Consider the following 21,409-nt stretch of genomic DNA (forward strand, 5'->3'; position numbering starts at 1 on the left):
GACACGGGGACGCTGCACTTCGATCGGCTGAAATTGACCCCTGATCGTGGTTCGACGCAATGATTTTACGCTCGCAAGGCATGATCGTTTCCGCTCTTCTCGTCGCCGTCGCGCTGTCCGGCTGCACGACGACGAAGAGTGCCGCTTCGCGCGGCATTTTTTCGAGCAAGCCCTCGGCATCGGCCGCCTTCATCACCGCGCTGCAGGGCGGCATTGTCGGCCGCAGCGGCGTGAGCTTGACCGACAGCGACAAGCAGCGGGCGCTCGAGGCGGAATATCGCGCGCTGGAAGGGGCGGCCGTCGGCCAGCCGGTGCTCTGGACCGGCAAGGACGTCACTGGCAAGGTCGTCGCGGCGGCACCCTATCAGGTCGGCTCGCAGAACTGCCGGCAATATACCCACACGCTGACCGTCGACGGCAAGGACACGGTGGCGCGCGGCGCTGCCTGCCGCAACGACGACGGCAGCTGGTCGCCGCTCTGAATTGCGGCCAATAGAGCGCCGCGCGTCCGACAGGACGCGCTAAGGACGCTCTATCACTTTAAATGGCGCATAATCCTTCCGAAAATCGATTCCGATTCTCGGGGTTATGCGCTAGCCTCAAATCTTCGTCATTCCGGCTTTGGCAGTTGGAATGAAGGCGCGCTTCACGTATTTGGGCGACATGCTGTTCTGGATTCTCGTTGCCGCTTTGACGGCAGCCCTCGCCGTCATCCTGCTCTACCCCCTTCTGCGCGGAGCGAAGGCGGCGGATAATATCCGTGCGGGCGAGGCGGCGGTCTATCGCGACCAGTTGCGCGAACTCGACCGCGATCTTGATGGCGGGCTGATCACCCCGGAGGAGGCTGATTACGCCAGGGCGGAAATCGGCCGGCGGCTGATCGCCGTCTCGGCCGACGAACCGGCAGAGACGCCGAAACCCGCACGGCATCACCGTTTCACCAAGGCCTTCGTCCTCCTGGTCCTGCCGGTTCTCGGGCTCTGTCTTTATTTGACGACGGGCAGGCCGGACCTGCCCTCGCAGCCGCTGGAAGCGCGGCTGGAAAACCCTGGCAACGACGTGGCGGTGCTGATCACCAAGGCGGAACGGCACCTGGCTGAGAACCCCGATGACGGCAAGGGCTGGGATGTGCTGGCGCCGATCTATTTCCGCACGATGCGCGTGAACGACGCGCAAGTGGCCTACCGCAATGCCATCCGGCTTCTCGGCCCGAGCCCGGTCCGGCTCGATGGCCTTGCCGAGACCCTGATCGCGGTCTCCGACGGTGTGGTGACCGAGGAGGCGCGGCAAGTGCTGGAACAGTCGCTGACGCTGGAGCCTGACAATCCGCGCGCCCGCTTCTACATCGCCCTCAGCATGGAGCAGGCGGGACGGCCCGATGAGGCGCGCCAGGCCTTCGAGGCGCTGGCGAAACAATCGCCATCAGATGCGCCCTGGCTGCCGCTGGTCAACCAGCATATCGCCATGAACGGCGGGGCGCCGGCAGGTGCCAATCAGGCTGCCCCGGGCGCCGGTTCGGCTGCCTCGGGCGCCAATCCGGCGACCCCCGGCAATCCGACGCAGCAAGATGTGGCGGCGGCCGAGAACATGAGTGCCGGCGACCGGCAGCAGATGATCCGCGGCATGGTCGAGAGCCTCGACGCCAAGCTCAGCGAGGATCCGAACAATTTCGAGGGATGGATGCGGCTCGTCCGCTCTTACGCCGTATTGAACGACAAGGATCGCGCCGCCGGCGCCCTGAAACGCGGGCTTGCGGCCTTTCCGCCGCCTGGCGAAGAGGGCAGGCAATTGCTGGCGCTTGCCAGGGAACTCGGCATAGCCACGGAGGAAGCGACGCAATGACGCGCAAGCAGAAGCGCCTGGCGGTGATTGCGGGCGGCATGGGCTTCATCCTCGCCGCCGTGCTGCTGGTGATGTTCGCCTTCAGCCAGTCGGTCGCCTATTTCTACATGCCGGCCGATCTGGCCAAGACGCCGGTGGCGCCGGAAACCCGCATCCGGCTCGGCGGCCTGGTCGGCGAGGGCAGTGTCGTGCGCGGCACCGGCTCGACGGTGGAATTTGCCGTCACCGACGGCAGCACCAATGCCGTGAAGGTCAAATATACCGGCATCCTTCCCGATCTCTTCCGCGAAGGCCAGGGTGTCGTCACCGAAGGCATGTTCACCGCCGGAACGAACGTCTTCGTCGCCGACACCGTGCTTGCCAAGCATGACGAGACCTATATGCCGAAGGACGTGGCCGACAGGCTCAAATCCCAGGGGCTGTGGAAGGAAGGCCAAGGCCAGGAGAGCCAAGGCAAGCAAGCTCAAGGCCAGGAAGTGAAGGCGACGCCATGATCATCGAGATCGGCCATTACGCGCTGGTGCTGGCGCTGGCAACGGCGCTTATCCTCTCCATCGTGCCGGTGATCGGAGCCCGTCGTCACGACCGGGCGATGATGGATGTGGCGACGATCGGCTCGCTGGCGATGTTCTCACTGGTGGCCTTCTCCTTCGGCGTGCTGACCTATGCCCATGTCGTCTCGGATTTCTCGGTCGAGAACGTCTGGGAGAATTCGCATTCGCTGGTGCCGCTGCTCTATAAATATTCCGGCGTCTGGGGCAATCACGAGGGATCGATGATGCTCTGGCTGTTGATCCTGACGCTGTTCAGCGCGCTGGTCGCCGTCTTCGGCCGCAATCTGCCGGAGACGCTGAAGGCCAACGTATTGGCCGTGCAGGCCTGGATTTCGGTCGCCTTCACGCTGTTCATCCTTTTGACTTCCAATCCCTTCCTGCGGCTCGATCCGGCGCCGGCCGAGGGCCGTGATCTCAACCCGGTCCTTCAGGATGTGGGGCTGGCGATCCATCCGCCGCTGCTTTATCTCGGCTATGTCGGCTTCTCCGTCTGCTTCTCCTTTGCCGTTGCGGCCCTGCTGGAAGGGCGCATCGACGCCGCCTGGGCGCGCTGGGTGCGGCCCTGGACGCTTGCCGCTTGGACCTTTCTGACGCTTGGCATCGCCATGGGCTCCTACTGGGCCTATTACGAGCTCGGCTGGGGCGGCTGGTGGTTCTGGGACCCGGTGGAAAACGCCTCCTTCATGCCGTGGCTCGCCGGCACCGCACTGCTGCATTCGGCGCTTGTCATGGAAAAGCGCGAGGCGCTGAAGATCTGGACGGTGCTGCTGGCCATCCTCACCTTCTCGCTGTCGCTGATGGGCACCTTCCTTGTGCGCTCCGGCGTGCTGACCTCGGTGCATGCCTTTGCCAGCGACCCCTCCCGCGGCGTCTTCATTCTCTGCATCCTGCTGATCTTCATCGGCGGGGCGCTGTCGCTGTTTGCCTTCCGCGCGCCGAAGCTGTCGGCAGGCGGGCTGTTTGCGCCGATCTCGCGCGAGGGCGCGCTCGTCGTCAACAATCTGATCCTGACGGTCGCCTGCGGCACGGTGCTCACAGGCACGCTCTATCCGCTGCTCTTGGAAACGCTGACCGGCGACAAGATTTCCGTCGGGCCGCCTTTCTTCAACCTGACCTTCGGCCTGCTGATGGCGCCGCTGATCGTCATCGTGCCGTTCGGACCGATGCTGGCCTGGAAGCGCGGCGATCTGCTGGGTGCCCTGCAGCGGCTCTATGTCGTGGCAGGTCTCGCCTTCCTTGCCGCGGTGGTCTTCTTCTACATCGAACATGGCGGGCCGGTGCTTTCAGTGCTCGGACTGGCCGCCGGGCTGTTCCTGGTCCTCGGTGCGGTGGCCGATCTCTGGTACCGCGCCGGCATCGGCAAGGTCGCGGGCAGTCTTGCCTGGCGCCGGCTTTCCGGCTTGCCGCGTTCGGCCTTCGGCACGGCGCTCGCCCATGCCGGGCTCGGCGTCACCGTGCTCGGCATCGTCGCGGTGACGACGTTCCAGAGCGAGCATGTCATCGAGATGAAGCCGGGTGAGGTGACCGAGGCCGGCGGTTACAGCCTGCATTTCGACGGCATGCAGCCGGGGACCGGGCCGAACTACACCGAGGAGCGCGGCCACTTCACCATCCGACGCGCCGGCGTCGCGGTTGCCGATACCTGGTCGGCCAAGCGCCTCTATACCGCCCGGCAGATGCCGACGACGGAGGCCGGCATTCTGACCTTCGGGCTTAGCCAGCTCTATGTCTCTTTGGGTGACGCCACCAAGGACGGCGGCATCGTCGTGCGTATCTGGTGGAAGCCGTTCATTCTCTGCATCTGGGGCGGAGCGGTGTTCATGGCCTTTGGCGGCCTCGTCTCGCTCAGCGACCGGCGCCTGCGTGTCGGCGCCCCGCGCCGCAAGGCGAAGCCGGCAAGGCCGGCAGCTCCTGCAATGGAGCCGGCGGAATGATGCGGCGTCTGCTCCTGGCTTTTGCTTTGCTGCTGATGGCGGCCCCCGCCTTCGCCGTCAATCCGGATGAGGTGCTGGCCGATCCGGCGCTCGAGGCGCGGGCCCGCGCGCTTTCGGCGGAACTGCGCTGCATGGTCTGCCAGAATCAGTCGATCGACGATTCCAACGCCGATCTGGCCAAGGACTTGCGCCTGCTGGTGCGCGAGCGCATCACCGATGGCGACAGCGACGAGGCGGTGCTGAACTATATCGTCTCGCGCTACGGCGAGTTCGTGCTTTTGAAGCCGCGTGTCACCGTGAAGACGGTGCTGCTCTGGGGCGCACCGGTGCTGCTGGTGCTCGCCGGCGGGCTGTCGCTGCTGGTCTTTGCGCGCAAGAGGGCGGGCAAGCCGACCGGCAGCAAGCTGACGGCAGACGAGCAGGCGCGGCTGAGCGAGCTTCTGAAAAAATAACCGGCCAGCCGGCAACTCTCCAGCGCGACTTGTGCGCCGCGGCGGGTGATGCGCAATCAACTGGAAAATTACGAGGCTTAGAGCAATTCCAGCAAAAGTGCGCAGCGGTTTTGCGTCCGGAATTGCGCAAAAACAAAGCGATAGAGCGTTTCCGTGATTCTGAGAAAAACGGAAATGCTCTAGGTGAACTGATCAGACCGGGACCAGTCCATGGCGGAGCATGATCTCATTGGCCTTACCGAGGTCCGGTTTGCCGGGCACGTTCACCACCTCGGCAATTTCCTCGAAATAACGCCGTCCAATGGTACCCGGCGTGATGGTCGCCAAGACCTTGGCTGTGCCATCATGCAGGTTCTCGTGATGGTGCACCGCGCCTCGCGGAATGAATATGGCGTCGCCGGCGCGAATCTCGCGCGTTTGCCCGTCGACGATGACGGTGAGCGTGCCCTCAAGGCCGTAGAGGAATTCGTCAGCATCCCGATGACTGTGCGGAGCGGGAACGCGCGCCCGAGATGGCACTGTGAATTCGAATACCGTCGCGCCGACCTCACTGATGAGAAAACGTAGTTCGAGTTGCCCGATCCGCACAATATCGTTTCGTACCGCTTCCATCTAAGACCTCCACAATGTAAAGTAACTTTACATCAAAACGTAAAGTGGCTTTACACATATGTCAATCCCATTGCCCCCGGATTCAATTCCCGACGCGTTGCCCGGTCCGCCGTTCTTCGGCGCGCTGCTGCGCATTGTCTGGCAGCATGTGCGCGAACGCATGTTGCAAGCCATTCACGAGGCGGGCTTTGCCGACTTCCAGGGGGCGCATTTTGCCGTGTTTTCGTTTCCGTTGCCGGATGGCATGAGACCGTCAGAGCTCGCGCGTCAGAAGCGGATGTCGCGGCAGGCTGTGAACTATCTGCTCAGCCAGCTTGAAGAGCTGGGCTATGTCGAGCGGCGTGCAGCCGACGGCAGTGATCGCCGGCTGGTCTATCTGACGCCACGGGGACACGAAATCGTCGCGGCCATTTTCGCATGTCTTCGGCAGTTGCATGAGCAATGGTCCGAAGAGGTTGGAAAGGAGCGCTTCGATGACTTCGTAGATGTGTTGAAGCAGCTGTCGACCAAAGCACAGGAACCGACAAACCGCTGAAAAACGCAACTTTGCGACCGTGGTAAGGACTGTCTCAGAACGGTTCGAGAACCGTACCTCTGAAGGTGAGCCGGCCTGAAAGCATAAATATTAGCAGACCGAAGTCTACGGGAATTGAAGGCCGCTTCCGCAAAAGAGCGCGTGTAGCGCAGTATACCTCAGTCGGAGCCGCCGCGGGTGAAGGCCATATGCGTTCGGCCGTTTGCCAAACATTGCAAACATTACCAACTTTTCATCGGCCGGACAGTTCGCAGTAAGGTGCGGCGTCCTATATCTTTACTCATCGACTGATCCGGCATCGCCGGCTCTGAGAACTAAGAACAAGAGAAGGTGCTCCAATGCTCAAGAATTTCAACGGACGTCCGTCCCTCGCCACTGTGCTCAAGGCTTCTACCGTTGCCGGTATCGCAGCCGCTGTGCTCGCAACCGGCGTTCCGCTCGAAATCACCCGGTCTTATGCTGAAGCTGTCAAAGTTCAGGCGCCCGCCGTTCCGAGCTTCGCCAATGTCGTCGACGCCGTTTCACCGGCTGTCGTTTCCGTCCGGGTCGAAAATCGCGTCAATCCCGTCTCCGACAACAACAATGACGGCTTCTCCTTCGATTTCAACGGCCGCGGCTTCGACGACCTTCCCGACGATCATCCGCTGAAGCGGTTCTTCAAGCAGTTCGGCCAGGATCCGAATGATCAGCAGGGCCATCCCAGGCGCTTCGGCCAGAACGGACCGAATGGGGGCCCGAATGGTCCGGGCGGCAAGGGTCGCCTCCGCCCCGTTGCTCAGGGCTCCGGCTTCTTCATTTCCGAGGACGGCTACATCGTCACCAACAATCACGTCGTTTCCGATGGCCAGGCCTTCGTCGCCGTCATGAATGACGGCACCGAACTCGATGCCAAGCTGATCGGCAAGGATCCGCGCACCGATCTCGCCGTGCTGAAGGTTGACGGCAAGGGCAAGAAGTTTACCTACGTCAACTGGGCCGACGACAATAATGTCCGCGTCGGCGACTGGGTCGTTGCCGTCGGCAATCCCTTCGGCCTCGGCGGCACGGTGACGGCGGGCATCGTCTCGGCTCGCGGCCGCGATATCGGTTCAGGTCCTTATGACGATTATCTGCAGGTGGATGCCGCCGTGAACCGCGGCAACTCCGGCGGTCCGACCTTCAACCTCAGCGGCGAGGTCGTCGGCATCAACACCGCGATCTTCTCACCGTCGGGCGGCAGCGTCGGCATCGCCTTCGCCATTCCCGCCTCGACCGCCAAGGATGTCGTCGCCGACCTGATGAAGGACGGCCAGGTCTCGCGCGGCTGGCTGGGTGTCCAGATCCAGCCGGTGACCAAGGACATCGCCGAATCCATCGGCCTTTCCGAGCCGAGCGGCGCCCTCGTCGTTGCCCCGCAGGCTGGATCGCCGGGTGACAAGGCCGGGATGAAGGCCGGCGACGTCGTCACCGCGCTGAATGGTGAAACGATCAAGGATGCCCGTGACCTCAGCCGCCGTATCGGCGCGATGCAGCCGGGCAGCAAGGTCGAGCTTTCGGTCTGGCGCGCCGGCAAGGCCCAGCCTCTCACCGTCGAACTCGGCACGCTGCCGGTCGACCAGAAGGATGCGTCTGCCGATGACAACAGCCAGCCGCAGCAGCCGGAGGCACCGGCTTCCGAGAAGGCGCTTGCCGATCTCGGCCTGACGGTCGGTCCTTCCGATGACGGCAAGGGCCTGGCGATCACTGCCATCGACCCGGACTCCGACGCCGCCGACAAGGGCATCAAGGAAGGCGAAAAGATCACTTCGGTCAACAACCAGGAGGTCTCCAGCCCCGACGAGGTCGTCAAGGTGTTGAACCAGGCCAAGAAGGACGGTCGCACCCGCGCGCTGTTCCAGATCCAGTCCAATGAAGGAAGCCGTTTTGTCGCGCTTCCGATCAACGGCCAGGGCTGATCCTCAAGACAACGGGAGCCGTGCGGACGAAAGTCCGCGCGGCTCGATTCTTCTGACCTTTGAAGGATGATCGCGATGAGCGCCGCCCCGCAGGAAGATGCTTTGAGCCTTGCCGAAACGCAGCCGGTGGGTAATGTCGGCCGCATGAAGATTCTTATCATCGAAGATGATCTCGAAGCCGCGGTCTACCTCACGAAAGCCTTTCGCGAGGCGGGCATCGTCGCCGATCACGCCAGCGACGGCGAGAGCGGCCTGTTCATGGGGTCGGAAAATACCTATGACGTCATCGTCATCGACCGCATGCTGCCGCGCCGCGACGGGCTCTCCGTCATCAGCGAGTTGCGCCGCAAGGCCATCCATACACCGGTCCTCATCCTCTCCGCGCTGGGCCAGGTCGATGACCGCGTGACCGGTCTTCGTGCCGGCGGTGACGACTACCTGCCGAAGCCCTATGCCTTCAGCGAGTTGCTGGCGCGCGTCGAGGTGCTCGGCCGCCGCAAGGGCACACCGGATCAGGACGTCGTCTATCGCGTCGGCGATCTCGAACTCGACCGGCTCTCCCACGAGGTGCGTCGGAGCGGCAAGGAGATCCCGCTGCAGCCGCGCGAATTCCGCCTGCTCGAATATCTGATGAAGAATGCCGGCCAGGTGGTGACCCGCACCATGCTGCTCGAAAACGTCTGGGACTATCATTTCGACCCGCAGACCAACGTCATCGACGTCCATGTCTCGCGCCTGCGCTCGAAGATCGAGAAGGACTACAGCCAGCCGCTCCTGAAGACCATTCGCGGCGCGGGGTACATGATCAAGGACGAGGGATGAGCCGTTTCAAGGTTCTCTTCAAGTCCACCGCAGTCCGCCTTTCGGCACTCTACATCCTGCTTTTCGCCATCTGCGCCGCGACGCTCGTCTTCTATGTGACGGCGATGTCGGAACGGCTGCTGACGGGTCAGATCCGCGACGCCGTCAGGCAGGAGGTGGAGCAGGTGCAGCGCGCCTTTGACACCGGCGGCATGAACCTTTTGCTGCGCACCATGGAGCGGCGTGCCCGCCAGCCGGGCGCCAATCTCTACATCATCGCCGGTCCCTCGGGCGATATTCTTGCCGGCAACGTCGCCTCGGTGCAGCCGGGTGTTTTCGAGGAGATCGGCTGGACCTCTGCGCCCTTCATCTATCAGCGTTATACCGACAGTGGCGTCGAGCGCCGCCACAGGGCGATCGCCAATATCTTCGTGCTCGACAACGGCCTGAGAATCCTGATCGGCCGCGACCTCGGCGACCCCGAGCGTTTCCGTCTGCTGGTGCGCCAGGCGCTGATGGTGGCTTTGGCGATCATGGGGCTTGGCGCCATCATCATCTGGTTCGCCATCGGCCGCAACGCGCTGAAACGCATCGACCGCATGTCGGATGCCAGCAAGAAGATCATGGCCGGCGATCTGTCGCAGCGCCTGCCGGTGGGCGGATCCGGCGATGAATTCGACCGGTTGTCGATGTCTTTGAATACCATGCTGGAGCGCATCGAGAAGCTGAACGAGGGCCTGCGGCAGGTCTCCGACAACATCGCCCATGATCTCAAGACGCCGCTGACACGGCTGCGCAACAAGGCGGCCGATGCGCTCGATATCGCCGATGGTGAGACGCGGCGCACCGCGCTCGAAGGCATCATTTCCGAATCGGACCAGCTGATCCGCACCTTCAACGCGCTGTTGATGATCTCCCGCGTCGAGGCCGGATCGGTCGCGGCCGAGATGTCGCCGGTGGAGCTTTCGGCCATCGTCTCCGATAGCGCCGAGCTTTACGAGCCGGCGGCGGAGGAGGCAGGGCTCGGCCTGAGCTTCAGCATCGAGCCCGATGTCGAGGTGCAGGGCAATCGCGAACTGATCGGCCAGGCAATCTTCAACCTGCTCGACAATGCCATCAAATATTCCTCCGATACCGAAGGGGCGGGCACGGTGTCGCTGAAACTCGCCCGCCGTCCGGATGGCATCTGCCTCTCGGTCGCTGACCATGGGCCAGGCGTTCCGGCCGACAGGCGCGACGATGTGGTCAAGCGCTTCGTCCGCCTCGATGAAAGCCGTTCGAAGCCCGGCACGGGGCTCGGGCTTTCGCTGGTGGAGGCGGTGATGGAGCTGCACAATGGCCGGCTGGAGCTCTCCGATACCGATCCTGATAAGCCCGAACAGCGCGGATTGACCGTCAGCATGATCTTCCCGGCCAAGGCTGCCTGATGGCCCGCTGCCGATGATCGGCTGAATCGCGTATTGGCGGTTTTCCGCCAAGACCCTAGTTTAATGCCGGTCAGGGAGGCGTTCCCGCGATTCTGCGTGGTCGTTTCCCTAGGCGCTAAAGCAGGGAGAGTGCATGCTGACGAAATCGACGCATGGCCTGAAGGATGTCGCCGAAGGGCTGCTGCGTCCGCTGAACCAGACGGAATTGAAGCTGGCATTGGCCGACCTGCAGGAGGCCGGCAAGAGCGAGCCGGCGGTGGCTGCGATGCTGAAGACGGAAAGCCCGCTTCGCGATTTCATCGCGGCCGTGCTGACGCTGTCGCCTTATCTGCGCGAAATCGTCAATCTCGATCCCGCCATCCTCGCCGGCGCCATCACTGAACCGCTGGAGCCGCAGATCGAGGCGCTGGTCGCCGAGGCGCGGCGCTGCTGGCAAAGGGATGGCGAGGGGGCGGCGCCGGCGGAATCCGTGGTGATGAGCAGGCTGCGCATCATCAAGCGCAAGGTGGCCTTCCTCGTCGCACTCGCCGATCTCGCGCGCATCTTCGACGGCCGGGCGACGACGGCCTGGCTGAGTGAGCTTGCCGAAGCTTCGGTTGCCGCCGCGATCGACCATCTGTTGCTGGCGGCGCATGAGGGTGGAAAGCTGCGGCTGCGGGATCTGGCAGCACCGAGCGACGGCTCCGGGCTGATCGTGCTCGGCATGGGCAAACTCGGCGCATCCGAACTCAACTATTCCTCCGATATCGACCTCGTCGTCGTCTTCGACGAACAGGCGGGCATCGTGCCTGACCCCGATGACGCGATCGAGGTCTTCCCGAGGATGATGCGGCGGTTGGTACGCATCCTGCAGGAGCGGACAGCGGACGGCTACGTCTTCCGCACCGATCTCAGATTGCGCCCCGATCCCGGTTCGACGCCGCTGGCGATCCCGGTCGATGCGGCGATGATCTATTATGAGGGCAGGGGGCAGAACTGGGAGCGAGCGGCCTTCATCAAGGCGCGCGCCGTTGCCGGCGACCTTGCAGCGGGCGACGATTTCCTGCGCGGGCTCGCCCCTTTCGTCTTCCGCAAATATCTTGATTACGCGGCGATTGCCGATATCCATTCGATCAAGCGGCAGATCCACGCGCATAAGGGCCACGGAGCCATCGCCGTCAAGGGCCATAACGTCAAGCTCGGCCGCGGCGGCATTCGCGAGATCGAATTCTTCGTCCAGACCCAGCAGCTGATCGCCGGCGGCCGCATGCCCGCCTTGCGCGGCCGGGCGACGGAAGAAACGCTCGGTGAACTCACCAAGGCGAAATGGATCGACGCGGAAACCCGTGACGAACTGACGGAAGCTTACTGGTTCCTGCGCGATGTCGAGCATCGCATCCAAATGGTGCGCGACGAGCAGACCCACCTGCTGCCGGAAACCGATGCCGACCTGAAGCGCATCGCCTTCATGATGGGCTTTTCCGACACGCCGAGCTTCTCCGAACGATTGGTCGGCGTGCTGAAGACGGTCGAGCGGCGTTATGCCCACCTCTTCGAACAGGAGAGCAGGCTTTCCACCGACACCGGAAACCTCGTCTTCACCGGTCAGGGCGACGACCCGGACACGCTGGAGACGTTGAAGAGACTCGGCTTCAACAGACCGTCCGACATTTCCCGCATCATCCGCACCTGGCACTACGGCCGCTACCGGGCCACGCAATCGGTCGAGGCGCGTGAAAGGCTGACGGAGCTGGCGCCGGAGCTCCTGCGGGTCTTCGGCGAAAGCAAGCGCGCCGACGAGGCGCTGCTGCGCTTCGACAGCTTCATCTCCGGTCTTCCCTCCGGCATCCAGCTTTTCTCGCTGCTCGGCAGCAACCCGGCGCTGCTGTCGCTGATCGTCAATATCATGTCCTCAGCACCCCGGCTTGCCGAGGTGATCGCCGCCAAGCCGCATGTCTTCGACGGCATGCTCGATCCCGGCCTGATGGCCGAGCTGCCGACGCGTGATTATCTCGGCGAGCGGCTGAAGGGCTCGCTTGCCCAGGCCCGCCACTATGAAGAGGTGCTCGACCGGCTGCGCATCTTCGCCGCCGAGCAGCGCTTCCTGATCGGCATCCGCCTGCTCACCGGCGCGATCAACGGCCAGATGGCTGCACGTGCCTTCACCCATCTCGCCGACCTCGTCATTGCGGCGGCACTCGATGCCGTGATCGGCGAGATGCGGGCCGCGCACGGCGACTATCCCGGCGGGCGCATCGCGGTCGCCGGCATGGGCAAGCTCGGCAGTTTCGAGCTGACAGCCGGTTCCGACATCGATCTGATCCTGCTTTATGATTATGACGACACGGCCTCCGAATCCGATGGGCCGAAGCCGCTCGACACGACGCGTTACTTCACCCGCATCACCCAGAGGCTGATGGCCGCCTTGTCGGCGCCGACCGCCGAAGGTGTGCTCTATGAGGTCGACATGCGGCTGCGCCCATCCGGCAACAAGGGGCCGGTCGCCACCCGTATCAATGCCTTCGGCAAGTATCAGCGCGAAGAGGCATGGACCTGGGAGCATATGGCGCTCAGCCGCGCCCGGCTGATCTGCGGCAATGAGAGCCTGGTCGCCGAAGCGGAACTGATCGTCCGGGAGGTGCTGACGGCCGATCGTGACATTGCCAAGGTGGCGCATGACGTCGCTGAGATGCGCGAACTGATCGATAAGGAAAAGCCGCCGGCCGGTCCATGGGACCTGAAGCAGATCCCCGGCGGCGTCATTGATCTCGAATTCATCGCCCAGTACCTGGCGCTGATCGCTCCGTCCAAAGGTGTCGGCACGCCCGTCAACGGGCTTAGCACTGGCGAGGCCTTGAAGGCCCTTGGCGACCGGCTGATGGCGCCGGCAGATCTCGATACCTGCCTTGAGGCCTTTGCGCTCTATACCGGTCTTTCGCAGCTGATCCGCCTCTGCATTGACGGCCTGTTCGATCCCAAGGACGCGCCATCAGGCCTCGTTGAACTCGTCTACCGCGCCGGCGATTGCCCTGATATCAAGACGCTGGAGGGGGAGGTGAAGCGGCTGGCAAAAGCGGTCAGGAAGATATTCCTGAGTATTGTGAAGGCCTGACGGATGTCGCCCGGAAATATGCAGAGATTGTCCGCGCAGCAATCGCCTGACTGACCGACTTCTCCTATGTTGCCGTTTCAATCGCGGGGAATGGAAAATGAAAACCTTCAATTTTGCACTGGCGCCTGAAAGACTCTGGCAGGCCATCAATCCGTGGACATTTTATCAGCAGGGATCACAGATCGGCTTCGTCAACATTGATCTTGGATCGACGCCGGCGCCCGAAACGGAACAAACGATTCTGGACGAGGTGGGGAGCTATGGTCGGCAGATCGGCCGCATTGGCGATGCGCTTGAGGTACTGCTGAAACATGTTCCGTTGGAGAACCTTTCACAAGAAGAACAAGACGCCTTGGTCGTACTCAAAGGCCAGCTCGCCGAGATTCGGCAGATAAAGGAAAGGCAGGGGCGAAAGCAGTCCCAGGATCGCTCGGAAAGTCGATGAACGATCTGACAGGCCAATTGCTAGACGTCGTCCGGAATCCGCAGCGAGATCACCGTACCCACGGCCTCGCGTGAGCGGATCTTCATGCGGCCGCCATGCAGCGAGGTCAGCGAGCGGGAGATGGCGAGCCCGAGGCCTGAGCCGCCCTTGCTCTTGGCATACTGGCTCTGCACCTGCTCGAAGGGCTGGCCGATCTTCGCAAGCGCCGAGCGTGGAATGCCGATGCCGGTGTCGGCGATGGTGACGACGACGAAGCCGTCGACGCGGCGTGTGCGCAGCGCGATGCGGCCGCCATTGTCGGTGAACTTCACCGCATTGGAGAGCAGGTTGAGCAGCACCTGTTTCATCGCCCGGCGGTCGGCCATCAGCGTCAGGCCGGAGCAGATGCGCTGTTCGATGACGATGTTCTTTTCAGCCGCGGGCATGGCAGTGAAACGCAGGCTTTCCTCGATCAGCGGCACAAGATCGATGCGCTCGCAATGCAGCCTGACATGGCCGGCTTCGATCTTCGACATGTCGAGAATGTCGTTGATGACGTTGAGCAGATGTTTGCCGCTGTCATGGATATCGCGGGCATATTCGTCGTATTTCAGCGAGCCGAGCGGCCCGAACATCTGGTTCTGCAGGATTTCCGAGAAGCCGAGGATGGCGTTGAGCGGCGTGCGCAGCTCGTGCGACATGTTGGCGAGGAATTCCGATTTCGCCTTGTTGGCGGCTTCGGCGCGTTCCTTCTCCGCCTGGTAGTTGGCGTTGGCCGTCGAGAGCTCGGCTTTCTGGCTCTCCAGCGTCTGGCGCGAGGCGGAAAGATCGCCGATCGTTGCCATCAGCCGGCGTTCGGATTCGCGCAGCCGTTCCTGATGGCGTTTCATCAGCGTGATGTCGGTTCCGACGGAGACCCTGCCACCGTCGCGGGTGCGCCGCTCGTTGATCTGCAGCCAGCGCTCGTCGGCAAGCTGCACTTCCGTCGTCCGCGAATAGCCGGAGCCGTCGGCATCGGAAATTCGCCGCTCGATGACAGGACGGGCGGCGGCGGCATTGACGGTCGAGCGCTCGGTGCCGGGCACAAGCACGCTGTCCGGCAGGCCATAGGCCTGCTGGAAATGCGTGTTGCACATGACGAGACGATCGTTTTTGTCCCAGAGCACGAAGGCTTCCGAGGTGCATTCGATGGCGTCGGCCAGGCGCTGGTCGGCTTCTGCGTAGCGCTGGGCGAGCCGATGCTGTTCGGTCACGTCCATGGCGATGCCGATCAGGTGCATGCGGCCGGAATTGCTGCGGATCACCTGGGCGCGGGCCCGCATCCAGACATAGTGGCCGCCGGCATGGCGCATGCGGAAGATCTGATCGACCTGGCCGGAAGCGCCCTTGCCGATGGCGCGCGCGATCTCGTAGAGCCCGCCGTCATCGGGATGCATCAGCCGGGCGGCTTCGCCGAAACCCATCGTCTTGTCGGAGCCCGGCAGGCCGAGCATATCGTACATCGAGCGCGACCAGAAGAATTCGCGGTTCTCAAAATCGAAGTCCCAGAGGCCGCAGCGGCCGCGCGACAGCGCCGTCTCGACGCGCAGGTTCGATTCCAGGAATATGTCGTCGGCGTCGCGGGCGCGCTTCACTTGCGTGTAATAGGCATAGAGGATGACGAGCAGGATCGAGGAGATGCCGGCAAACAGCGTGACGTTGAGCGCCAGCTCCTCGCGCCAGAGCCGGCCGATCTCGTCGAGCGAGGTGGCGGCGACGATATAACCGCCGGCATTGCCCATCAGCGTGATCTCGGCATAATGCGGCACGCCGCCGATCGTCGTTTCGATGACGCCGGCGCGATCGCCGAAGCGCCGGATCGCCGAGACTTCGGGGAAGAAATCACCGACATTGCTGCCCACATGCGAAAGCCCGGCGGTGGTCGCGGCAAAAACCTTGCCGCTTGCCTGCACGAGCAGCACGAAGGCGCCGCTGTCCAGCCGGTCCTGCGGCAGGAATTTGGCGAGGCGGGCCTGCGCCTCGGTCATATCGCCGCTGTCGAAAATGCCGTCCGCATCGGCAAACACGGCAGAGGCGGTCGCCGCCGAAAGGGCGGTGGCATGGCGCGCCGAGGCCTCCAGGCGCCCGTATTCGCTCATCATGCCGAAGAAGTGCGAGGCGGCGACGACGAAGAGGAAGGCGACGATCAGCGCCGGAATGGCGCGCTTCAAGACCAGCTCGGCCTTCGGCAGATAACGGAGAAGTGGTTCCGATGTCGCATGACCGGAAAGGCTGTCGCGCCAGGCTTTCAGCCCGTCAAAATCGACACGCAGCCGTCCTCCGGCCACGGTTGCCCGCCGCACGTCCATCATCTCTTCGCCTTGTCCCTCATGTGATTCGCGCGCCGCTCGCTCGAACCTGACCTAGAGAATCATGGGTGATTCGCCTTGTCCAGAGGCAAAGGTAAAAATCCGTTAACTATTTATAATTTCGGGTTTTTCCAGGTGATTCGACGTGCTGGGCGACCGGCCGCCGAATTTTTCGGGACGGCCGGTCGAAGCAAATCACCCTTTAAGCGTGCGCTCGACGATATCGCGCACGTCAGTCGAAAGAGCGGTGGCCCGCTCGATCTCGATGAGGGCCGAGCGGGCGTGATCGGCACGCGTCGGTTCCAGCGAGCGCCAGGAGCGCATCGAGGTGAGGATGCGGGCGGCAAGCTGCGGGTTGCGCGTGTCGATATCGAGAATCTGCTCGGCGAGGAAACGATAGCCTTCGCCGTCGGCGCGGCCGAATCCGGTCGGATTGGCAAAGGCAAAGGTGCCGACCAGCGCCCGCATCCGGTTGGGATTGGTCCGCTTGAAGAGCGGATCGTCCATCAGGCCGCGGACCCGGCCCAGGGTTTTTACACCCGGAATGCCGGCCTGGATCGCGAACCATTTGTCGATGACGAGTGCATTTTCCGCGAAGCGGTCACGGAAGGTGGCGAGCGCCTCGCGCGTCTCGGCGCCGTCGGGGAAACGATGGGCGAGGATCGTCAGCGCATGGCTGAGATCGGTCATGTTGTTGGCCGCATCGAAGGCGGCCTTGGCGCGCGCCGGCGTCTCTTCGGCATGTGAGAGATAGGTGAGGGCGGTATTGCGCAGCGCGCGCAGGCCGGCGCTCTTCGCATCCGGGCTGAAATCGCCTGACGTCGTCATCGCTGCGTAGAGGCCGGCAAAGACGTCCTTTCCGGCATCGGCGATCTGTTTCAGGATCGCCTGCCGGCCGGCATGGATGGCATCGGGATCGTTGTTGCCGCCGAGTTCGCGGGCGATATCGGATTCGCTCGGCAGAGCCAGCGCCTGCGCACGGAAGGCAGGCTCGAGGCTTTCGTCGGCGGCGGCCGCGATCAGCGTCTCGACGAAGGTCGCCTCGCAGACAACAGGCTTGCCCTCGCGGGCGTCACGAGCCGCTTTCAGGAGGTTCGGCAGCGCCAGATCGGTCAGCGCCTGCCAGCGGGCGAAATGATCGGTCTCATGGCGGGCGAGACGGGCGAGATCGGCCGGGCTCTGATCGAAATGCAGGTTGATCGGCGCCGAGAAGCTGCGGTTGATCGAAACGACCGGCCGCGAGCCAATGCCATGGAACACTGCCGTCTGCGTGCGGCTGGTGAGATGCAGCACCTCGCCGGTATATTCCGCGCCGTCGACCGAAGTCGGTTCGATCTTGCCGCCGTTTTCGCCAAACAGCGCGAGGCTGAGCGGAATATGCATCGGCTCCTTGCTCGGCTGGCCGGGCGTTGCCGGGATCATCTGTTCGAGCGACAGGGTGAAGCTGCCGGCCGCAGAATCATAGCTGCCCGATGCGGTAACGAGCGGTGTGCCGGCCTGATGGTACCAGAGCGAGAATTGCGTGAGGTCGCGGCCGCTTGCATCCTCGAAGCATTTGACGAAATCCTCGATCGTCACGGCCTGACCGTCGTGGCGGTCGAAATAGAGGTCCATGCCTTTCTTGAAGCCGTCCTTGCCGAGCAGCGTCGCGATCATGCGCGTAACTTCGCTGCCCTTTTCGTAGACGGTCGTCGTGTAGAAATTATTGATCTCGCGATATTTCGTCGGCCGCACCGGATGAGCGAGCGGGCCGCCATCTTCCGGGAACTGCTCCGATTTCAGGTGACGTACTTCGGCGATGCGCTTGACGGCGCGCGAGCGCTGGTCGGACGAGAATTCGTGGTCGCGATAGACCGTCAGGCCTTCCTTGAGGCACAGCTGGAACCAGTCGCGGCAGGTGATGCGGTTGCCGGTCCAGTTGTGGAAATATTCATGCGCGATGATCGCCTCGATATTGGCATAGTCGGCATCGGTTGCGATCTCGGGATCGGCAAGGACGTATTTGTCGTTGAAGACGTTGAGGCCCTTGTTCTCCATCGCGCCCATGTTGAAGTCGGAGACGGCAACGATCATGAAGATGTCGAGATCGTATTCGCGGCCGAACCTCTCTTCGTCCCACGTCATCGAGCGTTTCAGCGCGTCCATCGCATAGGCTGCGCGCGGCTCCTTGCCGTGCTCGACATAGATCTTCAGCACCACCTCGCGGCCGGACATGGTCGTGAACGTGTCTTCGACGACACCGAGATCGCCGGCGACGAGCGCGAAGAGGTAGCTCGGCTTCGGATGCGGGTCGAACCAGGCGGCGAAATGTTTGCCGGGGCCGTAGCCGGCGCCGCCGAGGAAGTTGCCGTTCGACAAAAGCAGCGGGTTGGCGTCCTTGTCGGCAATGATGTTGACCGTAAATGGCGCAAGCACGTCGGGCCGGTCCGGGAAATAGGTGATGCGGCGAAAACCCTCCGCCTCGCATTGCGTGCAGTAGATGCCGCCGGTGCGGTAAAGGCCCATCAGCTTGGTATTGGCCTCAGGATTGATGATGGTGGTGATCGTCAGTTCGAAGGGCGCGCTCTCCGGCAGGTCGCGCACCGTCAGGCCTTCCGGTGTTGCGTCGTAACGCGAAGGGTCCAGCTCCACCTGGTCGAACAGCAGCCCCGACAACGTCAGTTCGTCGCCGTCGAGAACGATCGCCGCTGTCGGATCGGCGCCCGGGCGACGATGAAAGATCAGACGCGCCTCGACCTTTGTCTCCGTCGGGTCGAGTTCGAAAGTGAGGTCCACGCGTTCCAGCACGAAGTCGGTGGGACGGTAATCTGCCAGATGAATGACCTGGCCGGTATCTGTTCGCATGGTGTTTCCTGAAGACCGTTATTGGACAACCGCGGAATACAGAGGCGGGCGCACTCTGCCATAAATTTTGCCGGGCATGATTACATTAAAGTCTGAACTAAACTTAAAGCAAATTGCCCGCGAACGCCAAGTTCGCGGGCAAAATATCTTATTGGCAACGGATGACCACGGCCGCGGGGAGAAGTGTGCTACTTCAGATTGAGGGCGGCCTTGATCGTCGCGTCGTTTTCCGTCTGCTGCACAACGACGCCGTACCAGCCGAGCCCATCGTAATCCTCGTAGCCGAGGGTGCGCGCGAAGGCGACGATCGAGCCGTTATTGTCGTAGTAGCTGCCTTTCGCCTGCTCGGACGGGTTGGCAAGCGCGAAATGGGAAAACAGCAAGGTCGGATTGGTGGTGGCGATGACCCGGCTCTTGCCGTCGAGCAGCATGACCGTCGTTCTTTCCGCCAGCTGTGGCGGCAGGTTCGCCTCTTTCTCGACGATCGCCTGGCCCTGGTTCTGCCAATCGAAATAGACGCCGAGCGTGCCGATCAGCCGCCCGTCGAGCTTGCCCTCTTCGCGGATGCCGGTGGCGTATACGAGCGCATGCCTGTTGTCGTGCAGCGGGCTCGCTTTGACGTCGTCGACGATATACGCGTCGCCGGAGGAGCAGGCCGATGCCGCGCGGAACCACGGATCGCCGGCAAGGCTCGTGCCTGCGATCTTGCGCTGGAACTTGGGATTGGCGGATGCGATCACCTTGCCCGAGAGATCGGTCATGACGAGATCGAGATAGACTGTGTAGAAGCGGTTGATGGCGCCGAGACGCTCCGCCGCAAAGGCGACGGTTTCCCGGCCCGGTTCCTGCAGCGCCTGCCAAAGTGCGGGGTCCGTCGCCCACCAGCGCACATCGGCCGTGCGTTCGAAAAGGTTGCGGACGATGAGCTGCACCAGTGTCTGCGCCAGATCGGTAAGGCGAACGCCCTCCATCTCCTCGACCAGCGAATCCGCCATGGCGCGGCTGAGGCCGATGCGGCCAAGCACGTTGCTCTCGAACCTGCCGGTAATGTCGGTTGCGATCTGCGCCAGCCGCTGCACCTCGTTGGCAACGACGGCGAAGCCCTTTCCGGTCTCGCCGGCTCTGGCCGCCTCGATCAGCGCATTGATCGCCAGCAGCTTGATCTGCTTGACGATGTGGGTGTTGTCGGCGCTGAAGCGCTCGAGGTCGGTGCTGATGCCGTCGGTGACGACGCGCATGGACCGCGGTGTCGCATTCTGCGACTGGGCAATGGTTTCGGCGCTAAGCGGCTTCATCAAATGGGATCCTGAAAGGAGCGGGCAATTGTTCGTGTGGTGAAGAAAATTTCGAGATCAGCGATAAAAAACGATGCTTACCTATGGTTTTCAATTGGTTAACGGCTAGCCCCGCGAGATGAACATTTTCGGGGTGAATGGCTCGAAAAGCGAAATTTCAGAGCGGTGGCGCATAAGCAGCACGGTTGAGCCTGCCGCTGACGGCGTTTCTGTGATTCTCTCATGGTGCTTGCGGTTTTTTCGCCAATCGGTTTTTTCTTTCGCTACGATGCAACACGTCACCCGCTGCGTTCCCGAGTCGAACGCGTCCCCCCGTTCCGCTTGAGCAGTATTAAGAGCCAGGATCATGCACTCGGTTCTCAGAAACCCGATGAGAGGCATTGCGCTGAAAGTCTCGTCGGTCGTGGTCTTCCTGGCCATGCAGACCTTCATCAAGCTGGCGGGCTCAGACATCCCGCCGGGTCAGGTCACCTTCTGCAGGTCGTTCTTCGCGCTTTTCCCGATCATGGCCTATCTGGCCTATAACAGGCAGCTGCGCGCCGCCTTCTACACGGCCAATCCAATCGGTCACCTGAAGCGCGGCACGATCGGCATCTTGTCGATGGCTTTCGGTTTCTACGGCCTGCTGCATCTGCCGCTGCCGGAGGCGATCGCGCTCGGCTACGCGTTGCCGCTCGTCGCCGTCATCTTCGCTGCCGTTTTTCTCGGTGAGACCGTGCGTATCTATCGCTGGAGCGCCGTCCTGGTCGGCATCGTCGGCGTTGCCATCGTGTCCTGGCCGAAACTGACGCTGTTTCGCGCAGGCGGCATGGAAGCGGAACAGGCCGTCGGCGCGCTCTGCGTGCTGCTCTCGGCCGTTCTCGGCGGCATGGCGATGATCCAGGTGCGCCGCCTCGTCGAGGAAGAGAAGACGACCACGATCGTGCTGTATTTCTCGATCACCGCCTCGGTCTTCTCGCTGGCTTCTGTTCCCTTCGGCTGGCTCATCCTGCCATGGCCGACGGCGCTCTATCTGATCGCCGCCGGTTTTTGCGGCGGCGTCGCGCAGATCCTGCTGACGGAAAGTTACCGCCATGCCGACGTCTCCACCATCGCACCGTTCGAATATACGTCGATCCTGCTTGGCGGCATCGTCGCCTATTTTGTCTTCGGTGATGTGCCGAGCGTTTCCATGCTGATTGGCACCGTCATCGTCGTCGCCGCCGGGATCTTCATCATCTTTCGCGAGCATCAGCTGGGCATTGAGCAGAGAGAGGCGCGCAAGGCCACGACGCCGCAAGCCTGACGCCTGCAAGCGCATATTTATCAAGGTTTTA

16 protein-coding genes are annotated in these 21,409 nt (G+C 62.7%); 12 read left to right on the top strand and 4 right to left on the bottom strand.

Annotated features, from left to right (window positions below; all coding sequences use genetic code 11):
- The first annotated feature begins 59 nt into the window (after window positions 1-59).
- The 5 genes from ELH03_RS05360 (at window position 60) to ELH03_RS05380 (ending at window position 4,782) form a co-directional block, all read left to right on the top strand.
- Complete coding sequence (locus ELH03_RS05360; RefSeq protein WP_018482550.1) at window positions 60-482, top strand: RT0821/Lpp0805 family surface protein; 423 nt, start codon at window positions 60-62, stop codon at window positions 480-482.
- 181 nt (window positions 483-663) lie between these two features.
- Entirely contained in the window at window positions 664-1,842 is a 1,179-nt protein-coding gene (ccmI, locus tag ELH03_RS05365) for a c-type cytochrome biogenesis protein CcmI (protein WP_432422307.1), read from the top strand.
- Window positions 1,839-2,336, top strand: a complete 498-nt coding sequence (gene ccmE, locus ELH03_RS05370) for a cytochrome c maturation protein CcmE (RefSeq protein WP_128401986.1) — start codon at window positions 1,839-1,841, stop codon at window positions 2,334-2,336. The genes ccmI and ccmE overlap by 4 nt, the downstream gene beginning before the upstream one ends.
- A complete protein-coding gene (locus tag ELH03_RS05375; protein ID WP_130766125.1) occupies window positions 2,333-4,330 on the top strand; it encodes a heme lyase CcmF/NrfE family subunit in 1,998 nt (665 codons plus the stop codon). Before ccmE ends, ELH03_RS05375 begins: the two co-directional genes overlap by 4 nt.
- Entirely contained in the window at window positions 4,327-4,782 is a 456-nt protein-coding gene (locus ELH03_RS05380) for a cytochrome c-type biogenesis protein (RefSeq protein ID WP_130766126.1), read from the top strand. The genes ELH03_RS05375 and ELH03_RS05380 overlap by 4 nt, the downstream gene beginning before the upstream one ends.
- 192 nt (window positions 4,783-4,974) lie before the next feature.
- Here the strand turns inward: ELH03_RS05380 and ELH03_RS05385 are convergent, their stop codons facing one another.
- On the bottom strand, window positions 4,975-5,394 hold the full coding sequence (locus tag ELH03_RS05385) for a cupin domain-containing protein (RefSeq protein WP_128403843.1): 420 nt from the start codon (window positions 5,392-5,394) through the stop codon (window positions 4,975-4,977).
- A 58-nt stretch (window positions 5,395-5,452) separates the two neighbouring features.
- Between ELH03_RS05385 and ELH03_RS05390 the strand changes: the two genes are divergently transcribed.
- The 6 genes from ELH03_RS05390 (at window position 5,453) to ELH03_RS05415 (ending at window position 13,627) form a co-directional block, all read left to right on the top strand.
- Complete coding sequence (locus tag ELH03_RS05390) at window positions 5,453-5,929, top strand: MarR family winged helix-turn-helix transcriptional regulator (RefSeq protein ID WP_197729982.1); 477 nt, start codon at window positions 5,453-5,455, stop codon at window positions 5,927-5,929.
- A gap of 338 nt (window positions 5,930-6,267) precedes the next feature.
- Window positions 6,268-7,863, top strand: coding sequence for a Do family serine endopeptidase (locus tag ELH03_RS05395; protein ID WP_018241314.1), 1,596 nt, complete (start codon window positions 6,268-6,270; stop codon window positions 7,861-7,863).
- 66 nt (window positions 7,864-7,929) lie between these two features.
- Entirely contained in the window at window positions 7,930-8,685 is a 756-nt protein-coding gene (locus tag ELH03_RS05400) for a response regulator transcription factor (RefSeq protein ID WP_018241315.1), read from the top strand.
- Entirely contained in the window at window positions 8,682-10,091 is a 1,410-nt protein-coding gene (locus ELH03_RS05405) for a sensor histidine kinase (RefSeq protein ID WP_128409670.1), read from the top strand. Before ELH03_RS05400 ends, ELH03_RS05405 begins: the two co-directional genes overlap by 4 nt.
- Window positions 10,092-10,224: 133 nt before the next feature.
- Complete coding sequence (locus ELH03_RS05410) at window positions 10,225-13,182, top strand: bifunctional [glutamine synthetase] adenylyltransferase/[glutamine synthetase]-adenylyl-L-tyrosine phosphorylase (protein WP_130766127.1); 2,958 nt, start codon at window positions 10,225-10,227, stop codon at window positions 13,180-13,182.
- 97 nt (window positions 13,183-13,279) lie between these two features.
- Entirely contained in the window at window positions 13,280-13,627 is a 348-nt protein-coding gene (locus ELH03_RS05415; RefSeq protein ID WP_027685361.1) for a hypothetical protein, read from the top strand.
- Between the two features lie 20 nt (window positions 13,628-13,647).
- Here the strand turns inward: ELH03_RS05415 and ELH03_RS05420 are convergent, their stop codons facing one another.
- From ELH03_RS05420 to ELH03_RS38470, 3 genes are all read right to left on the bottom strand, one after another.
- A complete protein-coding gene (locus ELH03_RS05420; protein WP_128409672.1) occupies window positions 13,648-15,957 on the bottom strand; it encodes a PAS domain-containing sensor histidine kinase in 2,310 nt (769 codons plus the stop codon).
- A gap of 192 nt (window positions 15,958-16,149) precedes the next feature.
- Complete coding sequence (pepN, locus tag ELH03_RS05425) at window positions 16,150-18,798, bottom strand: aminopeptidase N (protein ID WP_130766128.1); 2,649 nt, start codon at window positions 18,796-18,798, stop codon at window positions 16,150-16,152.
- Window positions 18,799-18,986: 188 nt separating this feature from the next.
- Complete coding sequence (locus ELH03_RS38470; RefSeq protein WP_128409674.1) at window positions 18,987-20,093, bottom strand: methyl-accepting chemotaxis protein; 1,107 nt, start codon at window positions 20,091-20,093, stop codon at window positions 18,987-18,989.
- A gap of 346 nt (window positions 20,094-20,439) precedes the next feature.
- Between ELH03_RS38470 and ELH03_RS05440 the strand changes: the two genes are divergently transcribed.
- Entirely contained in the window at window positions 20,440-21,378 is a 939-nt protein-coding gene (locus ELH03_RS05440) for a DMT family transporter (protein ID WP_128409675.1), read from the top strand.
- The last annotated feature ends 31 nt before the right edge of the window (window positions 21,379-21,409 follow it).

It is taken from the genome of Rhizobium beringeri, from assembly GCF_004306515.1.
GTDB classification, from domain to species: domain Bacteria; phylum Pseudomonadota; class Alphaproteobacteria; order Rhizobiales; family Rhizobiaceae; genus Rhizobium; species Rhizobium beringeri.

Excerpts from the sequence above, each read along its gene's own strand:
- ELH03_RS38470 (WP_128409674.1), bottom strand. The coding sequence starts at position 20,093 with ATGAAGCCGCTTAGCGCCGAAACCATTGCCCAGTCGCAGAATGCGACA.
- ELH03_RS05395 (WP_018241314.1), top strand. The coding sequence starts at position 6,268 with ATGCTCAAGAATTTCAACGGACGTCCGTCCCTCGCCACTGTGCTCAAG.
- pepN (WP_130766128.1), bottom strand. The coding sequence starts at position 18,798 with ATGCGAACAGATACCGGCCAGGTCATTCATCTGGCAGATTACCGTCCC.
- ELH03_RS05390 (WP_197729982.1), top strand. The coding sequence starts at position 5,453 with ATGTCAATCCCATTGCCCCCGGATTCAATTCCCGACGCGTTGCCCGGT.
- ELH03_RS05405 (WP_128409670.1), top strand. The coding sequence starts at position 8,682 with ATGAGCCGTTTCAAGGTTCTCTTCAAGTCCACCGCAGTCCGCCTTTCG.
- ELH03_RS05410 (WP_130766127.1), top strand. The coding sequence starts at position 10,225 with ATGCTGACGAAATCGACGCATGGCCTGAAGGATGTCGCCGAAGGGCTG.
- ELH03_RS05380 (WP_130766126.1), top strand. The coding sequence starts at position 4,327 with ATGATGCGGCGTCTGCTCCTGGCTTTTGCTTTGCTGCTGATGGCGGCC.
- ccmE (WP_128401986.1), top strand. The coding sequence starts at position 1,839 with ATGACGCGCAAGCAGAAGCGCCTGGCGGTGATTGCGGGCGGCATGGGC.
- ELH03_RS05360 (WP_018482550.1), top strand. The coding sequence starts at position 60 with ATGATTTTACGCTCGCAAGGCATGATCGTTTCCGCTCTTCTCGTCGCC.
- ELH03_RS05375 (WP_130766125.1), top strand. The coding sequence starts at position 2,333 with ATGATCATCGAGATCGGCCATTACGCGCTGGTGCTGGCGCTGGCAACG.
- ccmI (WP_432422307.1), top strand. The coding sequence starts at position 664 with ATGCTGTTCTGGATTCTCGTTGCCGCTTTGACGGCAGCCCTCGCCGTC.
- ELH03_RS05385 (WP_128403843.1), bottom strand. The coding sequence starts at position 5,394 with ATGGAAGCGGTACGAAACGATATTGTGCGGATCGGGCAACTCGAACTA.
- ELH03_RS05400 (WP_018241315.1), top strand. The coding sequence starts at position 7,930 with ATGATCGCGATGAGCGCCGCCCCGCAGGAAGATGCTTTGAGCCTTGCC.
- ELH03_RS05440 (WP_128409675.1), top strand. The coding sequence starts at position 20,440 with ATGCACTCGGTTCTCAGAAACCCGATGAGAGGCATTGCGCTGAAAGTC.
- ELH03_RS05415 (WP_027685361.1), top strand. The coding sequence starts at position 13,280 with ATGAAAACCTTCAATTTTGCACTGGCGCCTGAAAGACTCTGGCAGGCC.
- ELH03_RS05420 (WP_128409672.1), bottom strand. The coding sequence starts at position 15,957 with ATGATGGACGTGCGGCGGGCAACCGTGGCCGGAGGACGGCTGCGTGTC.